This is a genomic window from Rhodococcus sp. JG-3 (assembly GCF_000482405.1).
Taxonomy (GTDB): Bacteria; Actinomycetota; Actinomycetes; order Mycobacteriales; family Mycobacteriaceae; genus Rhodococcoides; species Rhodococcoides fascians.
This window is the reverse complement of the sequence record NZ_KI519398.1, coordinates 3,172,155-3,193,312: the sequence shown is the minus strand read 5'-3', so window position 1 is coordinate 3,193,312 and position 21,158 is coordinate 3,172,155. Positions and strand designations below refer to the sequence as shown.

Annotated in this window: 19 protein-coding genes; 5 read left to right on the top strand and 14 right to left on the bottom strand. The window is 65.7% G+C overall.

The window, feature by feature from the left end:
* Positions 1-106: 106 nt before the first annotated feature.
* Positions 107-1,150, top strand: coding sequence for a hypothetical protein (locus tag K414_RS0116590; RefSeq protein WP_027496962.1), 1,044 nt, complete (start codon positions 107-109; stop codon positions 1,148-1,150).
* Between the two features lie 81 nt (positions 1,151-1,231).
* Here K414_RS0116590 and aspS read toward each other — a convergent pair whose 3' ends face one another.
* Positions 1,232-3,019, bottom strand: coding sequence for an aspartate--tRNA ligase (aspS, locus tag K414_RS0116585; RefSeq protein WP_027496961.1), 1,788 nt, complete (start codon positions 3,017-3,019; stop codon positions 1,232-1,234).
* A 169-nt stretch (positions 3,020-3,188) separates the two neighbouring features.
* Between aspS and K414_RS0116580 the strand changes: the two genes are divergently transcribed.
* The gene (locus K414_RS0116580; protein WP_027496960.1) at positions 3,189-4,106 is read left to right on the top strand and encodes a neutral zinc metallopeptidase; all 918 of its coding nucleotides are present in this window, start codon (positions 3,189-3,191) and stop codon (positions 4,104-4,106) included.
* A gap of 11 nt (positions 4,107-4,117) precedes the next feature.
* Here K414_RS0116580 and K414_RS0116575 read toward each other — a convergent pair whose 3' ends face one another.
* Complete coding sequence (locus K414_RS0116575; protein WP_027496959.1) at positions 4,118-5,146, bottom strand: Rv2578c family radical SAM protein; 1,029 nt, start codon at positions 5,144-5,146, stop codon at positions 4,118-4,120.
* A gap of 128 nt (positions 5,147-5,274) precedes the next feature.
* On the opposite strand from K414_RS0116575, the gene K414_RS0116570 reads away from it, so the two are divergent.
* Positions 5,275-5,745, top strand: coding sequence for a DUF3237 domain-containing protein (locus K414_RS0116570; RefSeq protein ID WP_027496958.1), 471 nt, complete (start codon positions 5,275-5,277; stop codon positions 5,743-5,745).
* An 11-nt stretch (positions 5,746-5,756) separates the two neighbouring features.
* Here K414_RS0116570 and K414_RS0116565 read toward each other — a convergent pair whose 3' ends face one another.
* From K414_RS0116565 to K414_RS0116555, 3 genes are read right to left on the bottom strand one after another with little or no spacing between them, the layout of a single operon-like run.
* Entirely contained in the window at positions 5,757-6,395 is a 639-nt protein-coding gene (locus K414_RS0116565; protein WP_027496957.1) for a hypothetical protein, read from the bottom strand.
* Positions 6,385-7,656: a histidine--tRNA ligase gene (hisS, locus tag K414_RS0116560; protein WP_027496956.1), complete on the bottom strand. Its 1,272-nt coding sequence runs from the start codon at positions 7,654-7,656 to the stop codon at positions 6,385-6,387. The genes K414_RS0116565 and hisS overlap by 11 nt, the downstream gene beginning before the upstream one ends.
* A 2-nt stretch (positions 7,657-7,658) precedes the next feature.
* Complete coding sequence (locus tag K414_RS0116555) at positions 7,659-8,351, bottom strand: MBL fold metallo-hydrolase (protein WP_027496955.1); 693 nt, start codon at positions 8,349-8,351, stop codon at positions 7,659-7,661.
* 191 nt (positions 8,352-8,542) lie between these two features.
* Here K414_RS0116555 and K414_RS0116550 point away from each other — a divergent pair, with 191 nt between their 5' ends.
* A complete protein-coding gene (locus tag K414_RS0116550) occupies positions 8,543-9,406 on the top strand; it encodes a peptidylprolyl isomerase (RefSeq protein ID WP_027496954.1) in 864 nt (287 codons plus the stop codon).
* Positions 9,403-10,200, top strand: coding sequence for a peptidylprolyl isomerase (locus K414_RS0116545; RefSeq protein ID WP_051365143.1), 798 nt, complete (start codon positions 9,403-9,405; stop codon positions 10,198-10,200). The genes K414_RS0116550 and K414_RS0116545 overlap by 4 nt, the downstream gene beginning before the upstream one ends.
* 72 nt (positions 10,201-10,272) lie before the next feature.
* Here K414_RS0116545 and K414_RS0116540 read toward each other — a convergent pair whose 3' ends face one another.
* The 9 genes from K414_RS0116540 to ruvC form a co-directional block, all read right to left on the bottom strand.
* Positions 10,273-12,603 carry a RelA/SpoT family protein gene (locus K414_RS0116540; RefSeq protein WP_051365379.1) on the bottom strand — a complete coding sequence of 777 codons (2,331 nt, stop codon included), beginning with the start codon at positions 12,601-12,603 and terminating at the stop codon, positions 10,273-10,275.
* 224 nt (positions 12,604-12,827) lie between these two features.
* A complete protein-coding gene (locus tag K414_RS0116535; protein WP_051365142.1) occupies positions 12,828-13,385 on the bottom strand; it encodes an adenine phosphoribosyltransferase in 558 nt (185 codons plus the stop codon).
* The gene (locus K414_RS0116530) at positions 13,382-15,079 is read right to left on the bottom strand and encodes an ABC transporter substrate-binding protein (protein ID WP_237606205.1); all 1,698 of its coding nucleotides are present in this window, start codon (positions 15,077-15,079) and stop codon (positions 13,382-13,384) included. The genes K414_RS0116535 and K414_RS0116530 overlap by 4 nt, the downstream gene beginning before the upstream one ends.
* A gap of 26 nt (positions 15,080-15,105) precedes the next feature.
* Positions 15,106-16,287, bottom strand: a complete 1,182-nt coding sequence (gene secF, locus K414_RS0116525) for a protein translocase subunit SecF (protein WP_027496949.1) — start codon at positions 16,285-16,287, stop codon at positions 15,106-15,108.
* A gap of 1 nt (position 16,288) precedes the next feature.
* Entirely contained in the window at positions 16,289-18,058 is a 1,770-nt protein-coding gene (gene secD / locus K414_RS0116520) for a protein translocase subunit SecD (protein WP_027496948.1), read from the bottom strand.
* Between the two features lie 160 nt (positions 18,059-18,218).
* On the bottom strand, positions 18,219-18,644 hold the full coding sequence (yajC, locus tag K414_RS0116515) for a preprotein translocase subunit YajC (RefSeq protein WP_027496947.1): 426 nt from the start codon (positions 18,642-18,644) through the stop codon (positions 18,219-18,221).
* A 138-nt stretch (positions 18,645-18,782) separates the two neighbouring features.
* Entirely contained in the window at positions 18,783-19,811 is a 1,029-nt protein-coding gene (ruvB, locus tag K414_RS0116510) for a Holliday junction branch migration DNA helicase RuvB (protein WP_045841916.1), read from the bottom strand.
* A 54-nt stretch (positions 19,812-19,865) separates the two neighbouring features.
* Positions 19,866-20,471 carry a Holliday junction branch migration protein RuvA gene (gene ruvA / locus K414_RS0116505; protein ID WP_027496945.1) on the bottom strand — a complete coding sequence of 202 codons (606 nt, stop codon included), beginning with the start codon at positions 20,469-20,471 and terminating at the stop codon, positions 19,866-19,868.
* The gene (gene ruvC, locus K414_RS27210) at positions 20,468-21,085 is read right to left on the bottom strand and encodes a crossover junction endodeoxyribonuclease RuvC (protein ID WP_032370470.1); all 618 of its coding nucleotides are present in this window, start codon (positions 21,083-21,085) and stop codon (positions 20,468-20,470) included. The genes ruvA and ruvC overlap by 4 nt, the downstream gene beginning before the upstream one ends.
* Positions 21,086-21,158 lie beyond the last annotated feature (73 nt).

Below are 21,158 nucleotides of genomic sequence, written 5' to 3'. Positions count from 1 at the left end.
GTCCACGTGTCGAACGCCTTGACACGCCTCATCGGTCTACGGTTCGCTCAGCTTCGAAAATGCGGACGAATCGTCGACGTACCACGCCAGACATGAAGGGTGAACCGTGAGTGAAAACCCGCCCGACGGACCGCAATACGGTCGCGGACCCAACCCGGACCAGCCGGACCCGAACACGCCGCAGACACCGGGAAACGGGTACCCACCACCCGGCAACTACCCGCATCAGGGCAGCTACCCGCCACCGCCCGGCAACTACCCGCCCCAAGGCAACTACCCGCCTCAGGGCGGCTATCCTCCCCCTCCCGGAAACTACCCACCGCCGCCCGGAAACTACCCACCTCAGGGCGGCTATCCGCCTCCGGGCGGCTACCCACCCCCTCCCGGAAACTACCCACCGCCGCCCGGAAACTACGGGAACTACGGAAATCAGAACTACGGACAGACACCTCTCGGACCCAACCCCGGTCGACTCGACGTCGGTGCTGCACTGAGCTACGGCTTCGACAAGTTCAAGGCCAACACCGGACCGTGGCTCGGTATCACGGCCATCGTGTGGGCGGTCAGCGTCGCCGTGTTCATCGTCACGTTCGCATCGACCCTGACGGCCGCGGTCGCTGCTGCCGACCGAGGTGAAAGTACTGCCGTCGCGGCGACGTCGGGCGCATTCCTGGTGGTGACCACGATCGCGACATTCGTGTCCTACTTCGTGAATGCGGCATACGTACGGGGAGCGTTGGACGAAACGGGTGGGCCACAGAAGCCGACGTTCGGCAGGTTCTTCCAACTCACGAACGTTCCGCAGATTGCGGTACTGGCTGTGATCTGGACGGTGGCCAGCGTCGTGCTGAGCTTCGTTCCTTTCCTGGGCACCGTCCTGCTGGTCGTGATCGGTTTCCTCGCGAACTTCGCACTGACTTTCCTGATCGATCGAAACCAGTCGGCGATCGAGTCGATCAAGTCGTCTATCGACCTGACGGTCAAGAACTTCGGCCCGGTCCTGCTGCTGTTGCTGGCCCTCGCCGCCATCAACTTCATCGGCATTGTGCTGTGCGGCCTCGGTCTGCTCGTCACCCTTCCGGTCTCGGTGATCGCCACCAACTACGCCTACCGCGTACTCACCGGCGGGCCCCTGACTCCCGCGCGCTGATCTCGCACCACGACAGACGCGAATGTCCCCGTAACGCACTGCGTTACGGGGACATTCGTTCTTGCGGACCTCGAGTGGAGGCTAGGCCTCTGTCGGCGCTTCTTCCTTCTTCTCCGGCGTGAAGTCGACGCCCGATTCCTTGCGCTGCTGCGCGGTGATCGGTGCGGGCGCGTCGGTCAACGGGTCGATGCCGCCACCGGACTTGGGGAATGCGATGACCTCACGGATGGAATCGACTCCGGCAAGCAGCGCGGTGATGCGATCCCAACCGAACGCGATTCCGCCGTGCGGCGGCGCGCCGTAGCTGAAGGCATCGAGAAGGAAGCCGAACTTCTCCTGGGCCTCTTCCTTGCCGATCCCCATGATCGCAAACACTCGTTCCTGAATGTCCTTGCGATGGATACGAATACTGCCGCCGCCGATCTCGTTTCCGTTGCAAACGATGTCGTAGGCGTAGGCCAGAGCAGATCCCGGATCGGTGTCGAATGTGTCCATCGACTCCGGCTTCGGCGACGTGAACGCATGGTGCACGGCCGTCCACGCCCCGGACCCGACGGCGACGTCGCCACTGGCGGTGGCGTCGGACGTGGGCTCGAACAGCGGCGCGTCGACGACCCACACGAACGCCCACGCCTTGGGGTCGATCAGGTCGAGCTTGCGTGCGATCTCGCCGCGGACGGCGCCGAGCAGTCCGCGGGAGGCCTTGACCGGACCGGCGGAGAAGAAGATCGCGTCGCCGTTCTTCGCGCCGACGTGCGCAGCGAGGCCGTCCCGTTCGGCGTCGGTCAAGTTCTTCGCGACCGGGCCGCCGAGGGTGCCGTCCTCACCGACCAGCACGTAGGCCAGGCCCTTGTGTCCACGCTGCTTGGCGAATTCCTGCCAACGGTCGAGCTGCTTACGGGGCTGCGACGCACCGCCGGGCATGACGACCGCACCGACGTACGGAGCCTGAAAGACGCGGAACGTGGTGTCGGAGAAGAAATCCGTGCACTCGACCAGTTCGATGTCGAATCGAAGATCGGGCTTGTCGGAGCCGTACCGGCGCATGGCCTCGGCATAGGTGATCCGCGGGATGGGTGCCGTGAAGTGGTGCCCGACGAGCTTCCACAGCGACGCCAGAATTTCTTCGGCCAACAGGATGACGTCGTCCTGGGTGACGAAGCTCATCTCGACATCGAGCTGGGTGAACTCGGGCTGACGATCGGCACGGAAGTCTTCGTCTCGATAGCAGCGAGCGATCTGGTAGTACCGCTCGATACCGCCGACCATCAGCAGCTGCTTGAACAGCTGCGGGCTCTGCGGCAGTGCGTAGAAGCTACCCGGCTGCAGACGAGCGGGAACGAGGAAATCCCGTGCGCCCTCGGGGGTGGAACGCGTCAGCGTCGGGGTCTCGACCTCGACGAACTCGTGGTGCGCCAGAACCGATCGGGCGGCGGCGTTGACGTGCGAACGCAGTCGAATCGCATGGCCGGGGCCCTCACGGCGCAAGTCGAGGTAGCGGTATTTAAGGCGTGCTTCCTCACCGGGCTGATCGTCGAGCTGGAACGGCAACGGTGCGGCCTCGGACAGGACCTCGATCTCGGATGCCTCGACCTCGATGGCACCGGTGGGGATCTCGTAGTTCGCGTTGCCTTCGGGACGACCCTCGACCTTGCCGGTCACCTTCACCACGTACTCGGCGCGCAGTCGGTGGGCCTGCTCGAGCGCAGCACCCTCACGGAAGACGACCTGAGACACACCGGATGCGTCACGCAGATCGATGAAGATGACGCCACCGTGATCGCGTCGACGGGCCACCCATCCCGTCAACGTCACAGTTCGGTCGACGTGCTCGGGGCGTAATGAGCCGGCGAGATGGGTGCGCAGCACGGGTGTCCTTTCGAGAAAAATCCGCTGATCGTGTTCTTCGCTCACCGATCCTACGGAGCACATCGCCGCAGAAGGAAACGAGATCCCGTCCCGGCATGCGAAGCTAGGGCCGACAACGGCGGTATCGGTTCGCACGGAGTATGCGGGCTCGGCGGAGGGGAACTCCAGCATGACGTTCAGAGAAGGCTCGCAAATGGAGCCGGGCCGAGTTTCCGTCGGCGGTAGCGGAGGGGGCGGCGGACGAGGCAAGTTGGCCATCGGCGGCGGAGCGGGTGGACTGGTCATCATCGTCCTTGCACTGCTGTTCGGCGGCGATCCCGGCGCAATCCTGAACCAGATCAGCGGCGGCGACAGTTCCGCCGGGCAGAACGGCTCCGGGTCGTCGGGAACTCTCGAATGCACCGTCGCAGAGGCGAACAGCAGCGTCGACTGCCGTATCGGGTTCACGGCGTCGAGCTTGGACACCGTCTGGGAATCACAATTGCAGTCGCAGACCGGCGTCGCCTACGTCCAGCCGGACGTGCGGTTGTTCTCCGGCGCTACGAACACCGGGTGCGGTAACGCGACCAGCTCCGTCGGTCCGTTCTACTGCCCGGCCGATTCCACCGCCTATTTCGACACGAGCTTCTTTCAGGTCCTCGTCGATCAATTCGGCTCCAGCGGCGGCCCCCTGGCGCAGGAGTACGTCGTGGCGCACGAGATCGGCCACCACATCCAGAATCAGCTGGGCGACATAGGCCGCGCGCAGGCCGATCCGCAGGGACCTGAGTCCGGCGGCGTCAAGGTGGAGTTGCAAGCCGACTGCTACGCCGGAATCTGGGCGCACTACGCGGCCGAGACCGTCGACCCGAAGAGCGGCGTCCCATTTCTGGAACCGCTGACCGCCACCGATATCGACGATGCCCTGTCGGCAGCGTCGTCGGTGGGCGACGACCGGATTCAGCAGGCGTCCACCGGTCGCGTCAACCCAGAAGGCTGGACGCACGGCTCGTCGGCGCAGCGGCAGGCCTGGTTCACCGTGGGATACGAGACCGGACAAGTGGCGGCCTGCGACACGTTCTCGGCTCGCGACCTCGACAATCCCTGAACCGGTACTACTCAGAACAGCGTGAGTGCCGGCCCCGAGGCCACCAACCCGCGGGGTTCGGCAGGCTCGTTCGCGGGCAACGCGCGGGTCTGGTCGGCGGCGAAACCGTAGGTGTCGAGCAGCGGATCGATTCTCGCCTTCAGCCACTGCTTGTACTCCGGAGTCACGTACGCCCCGTGTCCGTAGAGCTGGCGGTATCTACGTACCAACGCCGGGTGCTCCTTCACCAGCCAGCTCATGTACCAGTCCTTGGTGCTCGATCGAAGATGCATCGGCAGCGCCGTGACGGTCGTCGCCCCGGCCTCGGCCAGTGCAGCGATCAGCCCGTCGAGTTGTCTGGCTCCGTCGGTGAGAAACGGAATGACCGGCGCCACCAGCACACCGCAGTCGAGTCCCGCATCCCGCACGGCGCGGATGAGGTCCAATCGTGCTCGCGGACTTGGCGTTCCGGGTTCGAGCTGCTTCTGCAGATCTGCATCGTGGATCGCCAAACTGATGCTCACGTGTACGTCGACCTTCTGTGCAGCCAGTGTCAGCAGCGGCAGATCCCGTCGCAACAGCGTTCCCTTGGTCAGGATCGAGAACGGCGTACCCGACTCGGTCAACGCCCGAATGATGCCGGGCATCAACCGATATCGCCCCTCGGCGCGCTGGTAGGGATCGGTGTTGGTCCCGAGCGCCACCGGCTCCCGCTTCCAGGATCGACGTGCGAGCTCTTTGCGGAGGACTGCCGCAACGTTCGTCTTGACGACGATCTGCGAGTCGAAATCGTTGCCGGAATCGAGGTCCAGGTATTCGTGTGTCGGCCTCGCGAAGCAGTACCGGCACGCATGCGAGCATCCACGCATCGGATTGACGGTCCACGAGAACGGCACCTGCGATTCGCCCGGAACCTCGTTCAGGGCACTCTTGCACAGCACCTCGTGGAAGGTGATGCCCTCGAACTCCGGGGTCTGCACGCTGCGGACGAGCCCGGACCGTTCCAGCCCCGGTAGCGCGCCCTCGTCTGCGGCATCGAGAGTCTGACCGGCCCATCGCATGCACACAGTCGAACATTTGTTCTATGCCGTGTCAAGGTCGGCATCGCTCCCCCGCATCCCCCGGTCGGGTCCGGCAGCCGACAAGCGATAGCGTAGGGCCCGAAGTCGATCCTAGGAGTGCACCGCACGTGACCGCCCCGAACACACCGACCCTGGAACCCATTCTGCGCCTGGGCCTCACCCTGGGGCCGGCCATCGAGATCGGTTCGGTGCCCGAAGGCGACCGAATAGTCACCACCGTCCTCGGCGGGGCCGCACCCGGCCCCGACATCGAGGGCACTCTGGCCGCTCGATCGACCGTCGTCAGCGTTACCCGGCCCGACGGGTGCACCGAGTTCAGCAGCGATCTCGTCCTCGAATTGGCAACCGGCGGTTACCTTTCGCTCGACTACCGAGGAGTCCAGTTCGGACCGGCCGAGGTCATCGACGCATTGAACGATCCCGACCGTGAGGTCGACCCGTCGACCTACTACTTCCGCGGCACGTTGCGAGTGTCGACCGCTGTTCCGAAGTTCACGTACCTCAACCGGGCCCTCGTCGTCACCTCCGGCTCACGATCGGCCGAGGCCGTGGTGCTCGACGCCTTCCTGGTGACCTGACAGCCGTCCGCTCATCCGAGCAGCTGCGCGACCTCACGGTCGGTCAACGTCGCATGCGGAGTGCGACCCTTGCTGCGAACCAGTTCGATCGCTCGGTAGAGGGGCCGTTCGTCCAGCCCGGCGTCGCGCGCCTCGGCCCGCAGCTGGTCCACGAGCACCGACGCGATGGCCGCCGCGGGAACAAGTTCGGTGGTCCACAGCGAATCGGCGAGCGTGCGCAACGCAAGAATCGGCAGTTCGCGGCCGCCGCCCCTGGTGTAGAGCGCCAACGGCAGAACGATACGAGTACGACCGTCGTAGAGCCGCAGCGAGATCTGGTCGATTCCGGCCGTGCGGATGGTCATTTCCGCCGTCACCACCTCCGGCATGTTCAGCCGTCGGGTACGCAGTCCCCGAGCGCACAGCCGTGGCCCGTCGAGCCACACCCGGCGGCGCAATCCCAGCCAACCCGACAGCGCCGCCGGACCACCGACGATCACTCCGACGAGGACTGCCACCCACACGGGGACGACGAGCGCCAGAACGACGCCCAGCACGACTCCGACCAGTAGCGAACCGACCACGATCTTGCGCAACCGCGGCGCGAGGAACTCCGCCGAGACCAGATCGAGGGCTACCGGACCCGCCGAGGGCCGAGGGTCATCGGCCAAGGTGCACTCCGAGGACGTCGACCACGTCGGCCAACGCGACCGTCTCCTGCTCGCCGTTCGAAAGGTCTTTCATCACGATGGATTCGGCCGACAGCTCTTGATCGCCCAGCACGAGCGCGTATCGGGCTCCCGAACGATCGGCCGCTTTCATCGCTCCCTTCATGCCGCGATTTCCGTACGCCATGTCCACGGCAATTCCGCGTTCACGCAACTGCGCCGAGATGTCGACGATCGCAAGTTTGGCCGCGGCACCCATCGGGATGCCGAACACCTGACACCGCGACGTCGTGCCTGCGGTCTTGCCCTCGGCGGCCAACGCGAGGACGGTGCGGTCGACACCGAGCCCGAATCCGATACCGGACAGCGCCTGCCCGCCCAACTGCTCCATCAGGCCGTCGTAGCGGCCGCCGCCGCCGATGCCCGATTGGGCCCCGAGGCCGTCGTGCACGAACTCGAACGTCGTCTTCGTGTAGTAGTCGAGTCCACGAACCATGCGCGGGTTGACCAGGTAAGGAACATTCATCACATCGAGGTAGGCCAGCACCTCGTCGAAGTGCTGCTTCGCAGAATCGGAGAGATGGTCGAGCATCAACGGCGCGTCGGCAGTCATCTCGCGAACCTCCGGCCGCTTGTCGTCGAGAACCCGCAGCGGGTTGATCTCGGCGCGTCGACGCGTGTCCTCGTCCAACGGAAGCGCAAAGAGGAACTGCTGCAGCAACTCTCGATACTGCGGGCGGCAGGTGTCGTCACCGAGCGAGGTGATCTCGAGCCTGAAGCCGGTGAGACCGAGGGCGCGGAACCCCGCGTCGGCCACGGCGATGACCTCGGCGTCCAGCGCCGGGTCGTCGACGCCGATCGCCTCGACACCGACCTGCTGCAGTTGGCGGTAGCGGCCGGCCTGCGGGCGCTCGTACCGGAAGAACGGTCCGGCGTAGGCCAACTTGACCGGCAGCGCCCCGCGGTCCAAGCCGTGCTCGATCACAGCGCGCATGACCCCGGCGGTTCCCTCGGGACGCAATGTCACCGATCGGTCGCCGCGATCGGAGAAGGTGTACATCTCCTTGCTGACCACGTCGGTCGATTCGCCGACTCCCCGGGCGAACAACCCGGTGTCCTCGAAAATCGGGAGTTCGATATGGCCGTACCCGGCGGCGCGGGCGGCACCGAGGAGGCCCTCCCGGACAGCGACGAATTCGGCCGAATTCGGGGGGAAGTAATCGGGAATGCCCTTGGGCGCGGAAAAGGTGGTCGGCTTGCTCACGGTCACAGCTTTCCTTGCTCGGGGTCGCCGAGTCCAACGAGGAACGGATTGGACCCGCGCTCCTGACCGATGGAACTCTGTCCGCCGTGTCCGGGGAGCACGACGGTCTCGTCGCGCAGCGGCAGCAACCGCGACGCGATGGACCGTAGAAGTTGATCGTGGTCGCCGCCGGGCAGATCTGTCCGGCCGATCGACCCGGCGAACAAGGTGTCGCCGGTCAGCGCCAACGGAACCGTCCCGTCGGGACCGTTGGCCTCGGTGAGGAACACCACCGAGCCCTGCGTGTGCCCTGGAGTGTGCACGACCGTGAAGTCGATTCCCGCGAGGCTCAGACGTTGCTCGTGCGCCAACTCGATCACCTCGTCCGGCTCGTGGAACTCGAGGTCGCCGAGCACGGCAGCGAGCGTCGGACCGGTCCCTTTGATCGGGTCCGCCAACATGTATCGATCCTCGGGCGCGATGTATGCGGGGATTCCGTACTTCGAGCAAATCGGCTCCACGGACCACGTGTGGTCCAGATGACCGTGGGTCAGCAGCACCGCCGTCGGGGTCAGCGAGGATCGCGTCAGGAAGTCGACCAACGGATCGGCGGCATCCTGGCCGGGATCGACCACGACGCACTCGGAGGCGTCGTCCTGAGCGAGGATGTAGCAGTTCGTCTGAAACATTCCTGCGGGGAATCCGGTGACGAGCAAGACAATCGCTCCTAAGAGGCAGAGGCCGAAGTACCGAGCCAGCTTAGTGGGGAGGTTCTCGTCGGGTCCCCCCAGCATGCTCTCAGGCAATGATGGCAAACTCGCGTTGGCCGATTGTCGGCCGGCTACCACACGACCCACCCGCTCAGCGAGCAGGCGTGGTCGAACCAGGACAAGCGGGAGGACACGAATTGCCCAGCAACGAGCAACGGCGCGAGGCTGCCAAGCGAAAGCTCGAACGCCAACTCGTACGACGCGCAGAGCGAGCACGACGTCGGAAGCAGTTGACGATCGCCGGCTCCATCCTCGGTGTGGTTGCGGTCGTGGCCGTTGTCTCGGTCGTCTTCGTGGTGACCCGCGGTGACGACGACGCGAGCACGGCGCAGGACTCGACCACGTCTGCACCGGCCGATTCGATCATCGCTGCGGGCCGTACGGAACCGCTGCCCGAGACGGTGAACTGTTCGTACCCTGCCGCCGCACAGCCGGCCGCCAAGCCCAACACCCCTCCCCGCACCGAGAACATCCCCACCAGCGACGAACCCTTGAGCTACAGCATGGCCACCACCGCCGGCAACATCGGCCTGACACTGAACAACCCCGAATCCCCGTGCACGGTGAACAGTTTCGTGTCCCTGGCCAATCAGGGCTACTTCGACGGCACCACCTGCCACCGCCTGACGACGGGTGCCGGCCTGCAGGTGCTGCAGTGCGGCGATCCCACCGGCTCCGGTAGTGGCGGGCCGGGCTACCAGTTCGCCGACGAGTTCCCCACCGACACGTACGCCGAGGGCGATCCTGCCGCGCAGACTCCTGTCCTGTACCCCCGCGGAACCCTGGCGATGGCCAACGCCGGCCCGGGAACCAACGGCAGCCAGTTCTTCCTCGTCTACGGCGATTCGCAACTCCCACCCGCCTACACCGCCTTCGGCACGATCGACGAGACCGGTCTCGCCACCTTGGATGCCATCGCGGCCAAGGGTGCGCAGGGCGGTGCCTCCGACGGCGCACCGGCCGAGCCGGTGGACATCACCTCGATGCAGAGCGACCTGTGACACGCGTACCCGGTCTGGTGATCGCAGCCTCCGCTGCGGTACTTCTTCTCGCCGGCTGCTCCGGATCGACGGAGACCGCTGCCGCGCCCGCTCCGGCCGGTTCGACGACCGCTGCCTCGACGTCGGCCGCGACGACCACCCCGCGGCCGCCGCTGAATCTGTCGCGGTTCGGTGCGCTGCCGCCCGTTCCGCAGCCGACCACCGATACGGTCTCGTGTGCGTACCCGGCGGAGTCTCCGGCCGCCAAGGAGGTTGCTCCGCCTCCGACCGAGAACATCGACGTCTTCGGAACGGTCGACGTGACGCTGTCGACGACCCAGGGCGACATCGGAATGACGCTCGACCGTACCGAGGCCCCGTGCGCCGTCAACAGTGTGGTCAGCCTGGCTCAGCAGGGCTACTTCGACGGCGCACCGTGTCACCGGTTGACCACATCCCCCGGCCTCGAAGTGTTGCAATGCGGCGACCCGTCGGGATCGGGTCGTGGCGGCCCCGGCTACAGCTTCGCCAACGAATACCCCACAACGGCGTTCGCCGACGATCCCGCGCAGGCCCAGAACCCGGTCGTCTACCCCCGTGGCACCCTGGCCATGGCCAACGCAGGCCCTGACACCAACGGCAGCCAGTTCTTCCTGGTGTACGCCGACTCTGTGCTGCCGCCGCAGTACACGGTGTTCGGCACCATCTCCGAAGCCGGCCTGCAGACCCTCGACGCCATTGCGGCCGGTGGAGTCAGCGGCGGTGCAGAGGACGGAGCACCGGCGAATCCGGTGGTCATCACCTCGGCAACCTGAGGTACCGCACGACGACGACAGGGTGAGCAGAAATGTCTGCTCACCCTGTCGTCGTATCGGGTCGGAATTCGGTCAGGCCGCCGAGGTGAGCCGGTACACGTCGTACACGCCCTCCACGTTGCGCACGACGTTGAGCACGTGCCCCAGATGCTTGGGGTCACCCATCTCGAACGTGAACTTGCTGATCGCCACCCGATCGCCCGACGTCGCGACGGATGCCGAGAGGATGTTGACCTTCTCGTCGGCCAGAGCCTTCGTGACGTCCGAGAGCAACCGATGCCGGTCCAGGGCCTCGATCTGAATGGCCACGAGGAACACCGAGGAGGCCGACGGTGCCCATTGCACCTCGATGAAGCGCTCGGACTGCTCCTCGAGCGACCGCGCATTGGTGCAGTCGGTGCGGTGGACACTGACCGACCCGCCGCGGGTGACGAACCCCAGTATCTCGTCCCCGGGTACAGGGGTGCAGCACTTGGCGAGTTTTGCCACGACACCCTCGGCACCGGTGACCAGTACCCCGGCGTCTCCGACCTGACGCGGTCTGGTCGGAATGGTCGACGGCGTAGAGCGCTCCGCGAGTTCTTCCTCGACGTCACCGACACCACCGAGATGAGCGACCAGCCTCTGCACGACGTGGCGAGCAGAAACGTGGTTCTCACCGACCGCGGTGTACAACGCTGACACGTCCACGTACCGCAGTTCGTGGGAGATGGCCGACATGGACTCGGCATTCATCAAGCGCTGCAACGGAAGTCCGCCGCGACGGACCTCTTTCGCGATGGCGTCCTTACCGGCTTCGAGGGCCTCTTCGCGACGTTCCTTGGCGAACCACTGCCGGATCTTGGTCTTCGCACGCGGTGACGCGACGAAGCCCTGCCAATCTCGACTCGGCCCGGCCGTGACGGCCTTGGACGTGAAGACCTCGACCACCTCGCCGTTGTCGAGGGTTCGTTCGAGTGCCACCAGGCGACCGTTGACCCGGGCTCCGATACAGCGGTGACCCACTTCGGTGTGCACCGCATAGGCGAAGTCGACCGGACACGATCCGGCGGGAAGCGTGACTACATCGCCCTTCGGGGTGAAGACGAAGATTTCCTTGACCGCCAGGTCGTAGCGCAGCGATTCGAGGAACTCGCCCGGGTCGGCCGCTTCACGCTGCCAGTCGAGCAACTGGCGCATCCACGCCATGTCGTCGACCTCGGCGTTGTCCTGCGAGTGCTTGCCCTTGGTCTCCTTGTATCGCCAGTGAGCAGCGATACCGAACTCCGCGGTGCGGTGCATGTCCCTGGTGCGAATCTGCACTTCGAGTGGCTTGCCCTCGGGCCCGATCACCGTGGTGTGCAGCGACTGGTAGACGCCGTACCGTGGCTGCGCGATGTAGTCCTTGAAGCGGCCCGCCATCGGCTGCCACAGCGAGTGCACGACGCCGACCGCGGCATAGCAGTCGCGGATCTCGTCGCACAGAATGCGCACTCCCACGAGGTCGTGGATGTCGTCGAAGTCCCGGCCCTTGACGATCATCTTCTGGTAGATCGACCAGTAGTGCTTGGGACGTCCCTCGACGACGGCGCTGATTCTCGATGCCGCCAGTGTGGCGTTGATCTCGGCCCGTACCTTCTCGAGGTACGTGTCGCGGGACGGTGCCCGATCTGCGACCAACCGAACGATCTCGTCGTACTTCTTGGGATGGAGAATGGCGAAGGCCAGGTCTTCGAGCTCCCATTTGACGGTGGCCATACCCAGCCGATGAGCAAGCGGCGCAATGACTTCCAGTGTTTCCTTGGCCTTGCGGGCCTGCTTCTCCGGGGGCAGGAATCGCATCGTGCGCATGTTGTGCAGTCGATCGGCGACCTTGATGACCAACACCCGCGGGTCCCGCGCCATCGCGATGATCATCTTTCGGATGGTCTCGCCCTCGGCGGCCGTCCCCAGTACGACCTTGTCCAGCTTGGTGACCCCGTCGACAAGATGGGACACCTCGTCACCGAACTCCTCGGTCAACTTGGCCAACGAGTAGCCGGTGTCCTCCACCGTGTCGTGCAGCAGGGCCGCAACCAGCGTGGTGGTGTCCATACCCAGTTCGGCGAGGATGTTCGCCACGGCAAGTGGATGGGTGATGTACGGGTCGCCGGACTTGCGCATCTGTGTGGAATGCAGCTCGTCCGCGACGTCGTAGGCCCGCTGCAGCAGCGTCAGATCGGCCTTGGGATACAGCTCGCGATGCAGACTGACCAGAGGTTCGAGGACGGGCTTGACCGCCGCGCTGCGTCCGGCCGTGATGCGACGAGCGAGCCGCGCCCGAACTCGACGGGAGGCCGAGGTGGGCACGGGTGCCGAATTGCGTGCACCCGACGGCGCCTGGTCGTCGGCCTGCGCCGAATCACTCGACACCGGCTCGCGCACGCCCGGTCTGTCCACCACCGGATCGTTGACCACTGCGGTATCGACGACCGCGCTCGTATCGCCGGACGCGACCGAATCCGCACCGGTTCCCGGCCGATCGGCGACTGCGGGCCGCTCGGGCAAGGGCTGATCGATGTAACGGGTCACTCTCATCACCTCCTGCCACACATTCGCGCCGACGCCAGGACAGATCCGGTCGACGCTGTATCAGTCGACTTTAGTCCTCAGACTCGAACCAGGCAGGCGAGCGGGTAGTCACTGCACTTGCTGCGGCCGTCGAGCGCCTCGATTTCCAACACCACGGTCGCCCCGACCACCACCGCGCCCTGCTCGGCCAACAACCGAGCTGTCGCATCGACGGTACCGCCGGTGGCGAGGACATCGTCGACCACGAGCACCCGTCGACCGGCCAGCTCGATGGAGGTCGGAATCTGCAGTTCCGCGGTTCCGTATTCGAGATCGTAGGTTCGCGAGTGCACGGGCGGCGGCAGTTTGCCCGCCTTGCGTACAGCGAGCACCCCGCAACCGAGCTCGAGTCCCACGCCCGCTCCCAGCAGAAACCCTCGGGCATCGATGCCCGCCACCAGATCGACGTTCTCGAAACCCTCCGCCAATGCCGTGACGACGCTGCGCAACGCGGGCCCCTCCGCGAACACCGGGGTCAGGTCGCCGAACCGCACCCCGTCCACGGGAAAATCGTCCACCCACCGCGTCAGCCGATGCACGGCCGACACGGCATCACCGCGCACCCCGCCGTCCTGAGTCACTGTCGCATCGCTCATTTCAGAAGTACCCACCGATCCATGTTCCAGCCGGCACCGGCCGCCGTGGGGTTGGCCACGACGTCCTGCATACCGTCGCTCACGACGGTGGTGCGCGGCTCGCTGTACAGCGGAAGCGACGGCATGTCGTTCCACAGAATGTTCTCGCCCTCGGTCGCCAACGCCAGCACGCGCTCGGGATCGTCGGTCACCGCCAGCTGGTCGACGATCGAGTCGATCCGCCCGTTGCTGTACCCGCCCACGTTGAGGCCGATACCGGTTCGCAACGAGTACCGTGCGACGACGGACGACGCCGAGCCGGTCGGCCCTGGCAGCGACCCCGCGCCGCCGAGAACGGCGTCCACTGTTCCGGCACGAAGCGCGGACGGCGTGAACTCCGGTGAGCTCGCGTCCTCGACGGTGATCCCCGCCGCCGCACAATCGCTCGCCATTCGGCTGACCAGCTGAGCGCGGCGCGCGTCCGGTGCCAGGTAGCCGACGCGCACGGTCAGCGCACTGTTACCCGACGCGGCCAGTTCCCTGCCCGCGCGGTCCAGGTCCGACCGCTGGTACCGGTCGCCGACCGTCGCGGCAACCGAGGGGTACACCAGTGTGTCCGGTTGCATCAGCCGAGAATCGACGACGCTGGAGCCGGGCCCGGCCGGCGGTGCCTCGAAGCCAGGGTGCCCGAGTGTGTCGAACAGGTCCGTTCGCGGGATGCATGCGGCCACGGCCCGGCGAGCACTCGCCTCCGCCAGCGCGCCCTGGGTCGCGAACGTCAGCTGCTCGACGCCTCGCGACGGTTCCGTGACGGTCTCGAACCCCTCTGTCGAACCCAGATCGATCGCGCCCGCACCCTGGTCGATCACGTCCAGAGATCCGTCGGCAATCTTCGCCGGGACGTCGGTGCCCTTGGGCCAGATCACGACTCTCTGTGTCTCGGGCGGAATGCCCCACCAGGCGTCGTTCGCGACCAGAACCAACCCGTCCTCGGCGGTGTACGAGTCGACGCGGTACGGACCGGCCGACGGCAAAAGAGACGTGTCGACAGAACCGGGCGTCAACGTCCACCCGGTGTTCCAGAAATCGGCGATCCGAGAGAGGACACCGTCATCGCCGGCCACTATGGGATCGACGACGTTCGGTACCCCGGCCGCGCGCGCAGCCACGTGTGCGGGCAACAGATCGGTGGCGCCGAACAGAGCTCGCCAGTTCTGGTAGCTGCGGCCCGGGGCGAAGACGACGGTGGCGTCCTTGGACCCGGGGACGCAGTCGATGCTCGCGATGTCGGAGTATCCCGCCGTCGACGCCGCGTCGAACAGGGGACGGTCGGTGGCGAACCGGCCGCTGTTGGCGGCCCACGCCAGCACCAGGTCATCGCACGCCATCGGTGCGCCGTCGGAGTATTTGGCCGCAGGCGCGATCGTGTACTGCAGCGTCAAAACGTCCCCTGGCACGACCGCGACGGTACCGATGTCGTTGTCCGACAGCGCATCACCGTCCGGTCCCAGATAGCTGAACCCGACCTGGACTCGTGTGAACGCCTGACGCGCTCCCGACGCGGCCCCGTCGACGGTCCTGGCGTTGTAGTTGTTCACCACGTTGTCGAACGAGTACCCGATGGAAGGCACCTTGTCCTCCGAGGCCGAACATGCGGTTAGCGACGCTGCGGCCAGACCCGCTGCCAGCAGTGCCGCGCTCCACCTACGTTCCACGTACACTCTCCATCTCTACGATCTCGCTATCGGCGCTTCTTGTTCCGCTTCCCAGTGGGGCGATTGCCGGGCTGCGGTGCCGACGCCTTGCTGACATCCACGCCGACGGCCACCGGTTCGGGTGCGAGACCGGCGGCGCGCGCCGCCGCGTCGGCACGCTTGGAGTGGACCTTGCGAGTGTGGACCGCGACCGGGCCCCACTTCTCCTTGAGGGTCACCAACAGCGGCGTGGCGAAGAAGATGGACGAGTAGGCACCGACGATCATGCCGACGAGCTGCACGAGAGCGAGATCCTTGAGCGTTCCCACGCCCAGCAGCCAGACCGCGACGATCATCAACGCGATGACCGGCAGAACACCGATCACGGTCGTGTTGATCGATCGCATCAGAGTCTGATTCACGGCGAGGTTGGCCTGCTCCGCGTACGTCTTGCGATGCAGGTTCAAGATGCCTCGGGTGTTCTCCTCCACCTTGTCGAACACCACGACGGAGTCGTACAGCGAGAAGCCCAGAATGGTCAGCAGGCCGATCACCGTGGCCGGGGTCACCTCGAAGCCGACGAGTGAATAGACGCCCGCGGTGACGACGAGGTCGAAGCCCAGTGCGGCCAGGGCCGCCAGCGCCATGTCTCGTTCGTATCGGATGGCGATGTAGATGCTGACGATCACCAGGAACACCGCGAGGGCTATCAGAGCCTTCTGGGTGATCTGACTCCCCCATGTCTCACTCACGTCGGAGACGCTGATGGCATTGGGCGTTGCGGTGCCCGAGTTGTCCTGTGGCTGGAAGGACTGGAACAGCGCCTGTCGAAGAGTGTCGACTTCGGCTGGATCGAGCGCCTCGGAACGGATCTGCACCGTGGCCGCGGCACCCGAGCCGACCGTCTGGACCGACACCGGGGGCATGCCCAACGAGTCGTTGTAGACGGTTTCGACCTGCTCGGTGGAGATGTTGTCCGCGGCGGGCAATGCGATGCGGGTGCCGCCCTCGAAGTCGATACCGAGCGTGAACCCACGCACCAGAAAGCTGAGCAGGCAGATCAGCACGATGACGCCGGTCAGCACGTAGTAGAACCTGCGGCGTCCGACGATCTCGAATGCACCGGTGCCGGTGTAGAGACGAGATAACCAACTGTGCCTGGGCTGCGTGGACTGGTCGACGCTCGAATCGTCGAGAGGCGATGGGGTCGAGGTGGCCGTATCGGACATGTCATGCCTCCTTCGACGGCGACGCGGCGCCGGTCTTGACGGCGACTGCCTTGTTGGCGGCGCGCTTTCGTTCGAGCGCGATCTGCTGGACCGCGCCGAGACCGTTGACGGACGGCTTGGACCAGAATTTCGACTTCGACGCCAGATTCACCAGCGGCCACGTCACCAGCACCACGACGATGACGTCGAGGATGGTCGTCAGTCCCAGCGTGAACGCGAAGCCGCGCACCTGACCCACTGCCAGTACGTACAGAACGGCAGCGGCGATGAAGCTGACCGCGTTGCCGGACAGGATGGTCTTGCGTGCGCGGGCCCAACCGCGGGGCACTGCTGATCGGAAGCTGCGGCCCTCGCGAATCTCGTCCTTGATGCGTTCGAAGAACACCACGAAAGAGTCCGCGGTCATGCCGATACCGATGATCAGGCCGGCGATGCCGGCGAGGTCGAGGGTGAAGCTGATCCACCTGCCGAGCAGGATCAGGATGCCGTAGACGACGAGCCCGGCCAGCGCCAACGACAGAGCCGTGAGCAGGCCGAGGGCTCGGTAGTACAGCAGGCAGTAGACCAGCACGAGGGCCAAGCCGATGGCACCGGCGATCAGGCCTGCTTCGAGTGACGCCAATCCCAGTGTGGCCGAGACCGTTTCGGCCTCGGAGGACACGAACGACAGCGGCAGCGAACCGTACTTGAGCGTGTTGGCCAGTTCGGAAGCGCTCTGCGCGTTGAAGTTGCCGGTGATCGACGTGGCACTACCGGCGGGAGTGGCACCCTGAATGACCGGCGCGCTGATCACCTTCGAGTCCAGTACGAATGCGGCCTGCTTCTGCAGGTTCGCAGCCGTGAACTGCGCCCAGGTGTTCGACCCCTCGGAATCGAACGTCAGGCTCACCTGGAACTGAGCCTGCTGGTTGTCGAATCCGGACGTCGCGTCGGCGATCTGCTGACCGTCGATGATCGTGGGACCGAGAAGGTAGACAGCTGTTCCGTCGGTGGAGCAGGCCACGAGCGGGAGTGCAGGATCGTCGTTGCCGGCGAGCGGGTCCGCGGCGTTGCAATCGAGCGACTGCATGGCGAGCTGCTGTATCTGCTGATCCTCGCTCTGACGAAGCGCCTTCGCGTCGGCGATCTCCTGGGCTGCGCGATCGGCGTCGGACAGCGACGCGTTTCCGGCGGGATCACTCGTGGTCGGGGCGTCCGTCGCGGGTGCGTCCGAGGCCGGAGCACCGGTTGTCGGAGCGGGGGTCGGGTCGACCGTCGTCGGATCCTGCGCCGGAAACACCCGACTCTGCGGAGCAGCTGGAGCAGCAGGATCGACGGCTGTCGCCGGATCCGCCGGCGCAGCCGGGTCCGTCGGAGTCTGCGGAGAACCCGGCGTCGCCTGGCCTGCGGATGGTGCAACCGACCCCACCACCGGACGAATGAACAGTCGAGCGGTCTGCCCCAGAGTTCTCGCCTGAGAGCTGTCGTCACCGGGCACCGTGATGACGAGATTGTCGCCGTCGATGACCACCTCGGAACCGGACACGCCGAGACCGTTGACGCGGGTCTCGATGATCTGCTGCGCCTGCTTGAGGCTGTCCTGCGACGGCGCATTTCCGTCGGGCGTGCGTGCAGTCAGCGTCACTCGCGTGCCGCCCTGCAGGTCGATTCCCAACTTCGGCGAGGGGTCTTTGTCTCCGGTGAAGAAGACCAGGGCATACACCGCCGCCATCAGCACCGCGAAGACGGCGAGATAGCGGGCGGGATGCACCGATCCGCTGGAAGGTGCCACGGTGTGTGATTCTCCTCTGGGCGGTGGAAAAGTGTTTGTTCCTGTTGGCTCGTGCCTCGTTGTGTCAGCGGCGGGCGGTGCGATTGTGCACCACGACGCTCACCGCAGACGAAACCGCTGCCGGATTGTGTCTCCGACAGCGGTTCGGATCTTCGCTACGTCACTCTTTTTCGAGGCGCTTCGTCGTCTGCTCGACGGTTTCGTCGGCGGGGTTCCCGACGTCCTTGTGCAGCGACGGAGCTGCCGGCTCGGTGGGGCCGACCGCAGCGGTGCCGGCGCCGGGCACCGAATCGAACGTGTTCTCGTCCGACTCGCCGTCGTCGAACTCGGTGTCGTCGGGCAGAACCTCACGCACGACGGCGCGTGACCACGTGGTGATGACGCCGTCGGCGATCTCGAGGTCGATCGTGTCGTCCTCGACGAGGACCACTCGTGCATACAGGCCTGCAGTGGTGACGACCTCGTCGCCGACCTTCAGCGAGTCCTGCATTTCCGTGGTCTTGGCCAGCACCTTCTTCTGTCGGCGCGCGTTGAGAAACAGCGGTACCAGAAGGGCCACAATCAGCAGCGGAAACAGCAAATCCATCGGAAGGTCAGTCCTCGAAGTTCGGTTCGATAATCGTCATTGTCTCGTGCGAGAACATCGCTGGTGCGGGCCTCGCAGCTACCCAGTGTGCCATCACCTGTGGCCCGCTCGGTCCGTTCGTCTCGTGTTGCGGCCGTTTCACTCGAATAATCCCTGCTGGACCTCGGCCGATCGCACCGAAATTCCCCCGACCGCGAGGTCCGGTGGCGGGGTGAGACCGAGGTGGTGCCAGGCGGCGGCGGTGGCGACGCGACCGCGCGGCGTGCGGGCGATCATCCCGGCCCGCACCAGGAACGGCTCGCACACTTCCTCGACCGTCGAGGGCTCCTCGCCGACGGCGACAGCGAGAGTGGACACTCCCACCGGTCCCCCGCCGAAACTTCGGATCAGCGCGCTGAGGACTGCACGGTCGAGGCGATCCAGTCCGAGCTTGTCCACGTCGTAGACCACCAGCGCGGCCTTGGCGGTGTCCTGGGTGACGGTGCCGTCGCCGCGCACGTCGGCGTAGTCGCGAACTCGGCGCAGCAGTCGGTTCGCGATTCGGGGTGTGCCACGCGAGCGTCCTGCGATCTCGGCGCAGCCGTCACGGTCGATGGGGACACCCAGAATCCCGGCGGATCGCATCAGAATTCGTTCGAGTTCACTCGGCTCGTAGAAATCCATGTGCGCCACGAACCCGAAGCGGTCGCGCAGCGGTCCGGTGAGCGCGCCGGACCGGGTGGTCGCACCGACGAGAGTGAACGGGGCGACCTCCAAGGGAATGGATGTCGCCCCCGGCCCCTTGCCGACGATCACGTCGACACGGAAGTCCTCCATGGCCAGATACAACATTTCCTCGGCCGGCCGGGCGATCCGATGAATCTCGTCGATGAACAGCACGTCCCCTTCGACGAGGTTGCTGAGCATCGCGGCCAGATCGCCCGCACGCTCGAGGGCGGGCCCGGAGGTCAACCGCAGTGACGTGCCGAGTTCCGCGGCGATGATCATCGCCATGCTGGTCTTTCCCAGGCCGGGCGGACCCGACATCAGGATGTGATCGGGGGTGCCGCCGCGCATCTTCGCCCCCGAGAGCACCAGCTGCAGTTGCTCACGCACCCGAGGCTGACCGATGAAATCGGTGAGGTTCTTCGGACGCAGACTGGTCTCGATGTCGAGGTCGTCGGACATGGCCTCCGCACCGACCTGGGATTCCCCGAACTCGTCGTCCTCGGTCACGCCGACCTACCTGGACTTACCGAGGTACGCCAACGCGGCCCGCAGTGCGGTGGACGTCGTGGCCTCGGGCTGCTGTGCGAGTACCGCGTCGGTGGCCTCCTCGGCCTGCTTCGCCGGAAATCCGAGACCGATCAGGGCTTCGACGATCTGATCGCGCATCGAGTTGCCGGCCCCGGAACCGGGCACCGCGGAACTGCCGGCGCGGCCGACAACGGCGTCGACCTTGTCTCGCAGCTCGACCACCATCCTCTCGGCCCCGCGCTTGCCGATACCGGGAACTCTGGTGAGGGCCCCGATGTCGCTGTCCGCCAAAGCTGTTCGCAGGGAGTCGGGTTCGTGTACCGCAAGTGTGGCCATCGCAATTCGTGGCCCGACTCCGGAAACCGTGAGCAGCAGCTCGAACAGCTCACGTGATTCCTTGTCGGGAAACCCGTACAGCGTTTGCGAGTCCTCGCGAACGATCATGGTGGTGAGCAGAGTGGACTCGCTCCCCCGATGCAGCGTCGCCAACGTCGCCGGTGTGGCATTGACGCGATATCCGACACCAGCCGCCTCGAGTACTGCGTGATCGAGAGCGATGTCGATCACCGACCCGCGAATGGATGCGATCACCGTGCGCCCGCCTCCTTCTTGGCCAGTTTCTCGATTTTGCGCGCCACGGCGGCGCGAGCTTTGCGTTCCTCGGCCAGACGCGCGTCGTACTTGCGCTTCTGTTCGGCGGCCATCGCCTCGGCTTTGGCCATCCGGGCGATCATCGGGGCGCGCCAGCAGTGACAGATACCCAGAGCCAACGCATCTGCGGCATCAGCGGGAGTCGGCGCGGTCTGCAGCCCGAGAATGCGCATGACCATGGCGGTGACCTGCGCCTTGTCGGCCGAACCGTTGCCGGTGACGGCTGCCTTCACCTCACTGGGAGTGTGGAAGCAGACGTCGATACCGCGCCGGGCCGCAGCCAGTGCGATGACGCCGCCTGCCTGCGCGGTGCCCATGGCCGTCCGTACGTTGTGCTGAGCGAACACTCGCTCGATCGCCACGACCGACGGCTTGTGTGTATCGAGCCAGTATTCCGCTGCTTCGGATATCCGCAGCAGACGCTGCGCGAGATCCATGTCGGCGGGAGTCCGGACCACATCCACGTCGAGAGCGACGACTGTGCGACCGACGCCTCCCTCGATCAAACTGAGCCCACACCTGGTGAGACCGGGGTCGACACCCATCACCCGCACGCCACCACACCTTCCGCTTACGAACTGTTGTTCGATAGCGTAGCGGAGCGCACCGACGGATCAGGGCTACGAC

Excerpts from the sequence above, each read along its gene's own strand:
- secF (WP_027496949.1), bottom strand. The coding sequence starts at position 16,287 with ATGTCCGATACGGCCACCTCGACCCCATCGCCTCTCGACGATTCGAGC.
- K414_RS0116575 (WP_027496959.1), bottom strand. The coding sequence starts at position 5,146 with ATGCGATGGGCCGGTCAGACTCTCGATGCCGCAGACGAGGGCGCGCTA.
- K414_RS0116535 (WP_051365142.1), bottom strand. The coding sequence starts at position 13,385 with ATGAGCGATGCGACAGTGACTCAGGACGGCGGGGTGCGCGGTGATGCC.
- K414_RS0116580 (WP_027496960.1), top strand. The coding sequence starts at position 3,189 with ATGACGTTCAGAGAAGGCTCGCAAATGGAGCCGGGCCGAGTTTCCGTC.
- ruvB (WP_045841916.1), bottom strand. The coding sequence starts at position 19,811 with ATGTCCGACGACCTCGACATCGAGACCAGTCTGCGTCCGAAGAACCTC.
- yajC (WP_027496947.1), bottom strand. The coding sequence starts at position 18,644 with ATGGATTTGCTGTTTCCGCTGCTGATTGTGGCCCTTCTGGTACCGCTG.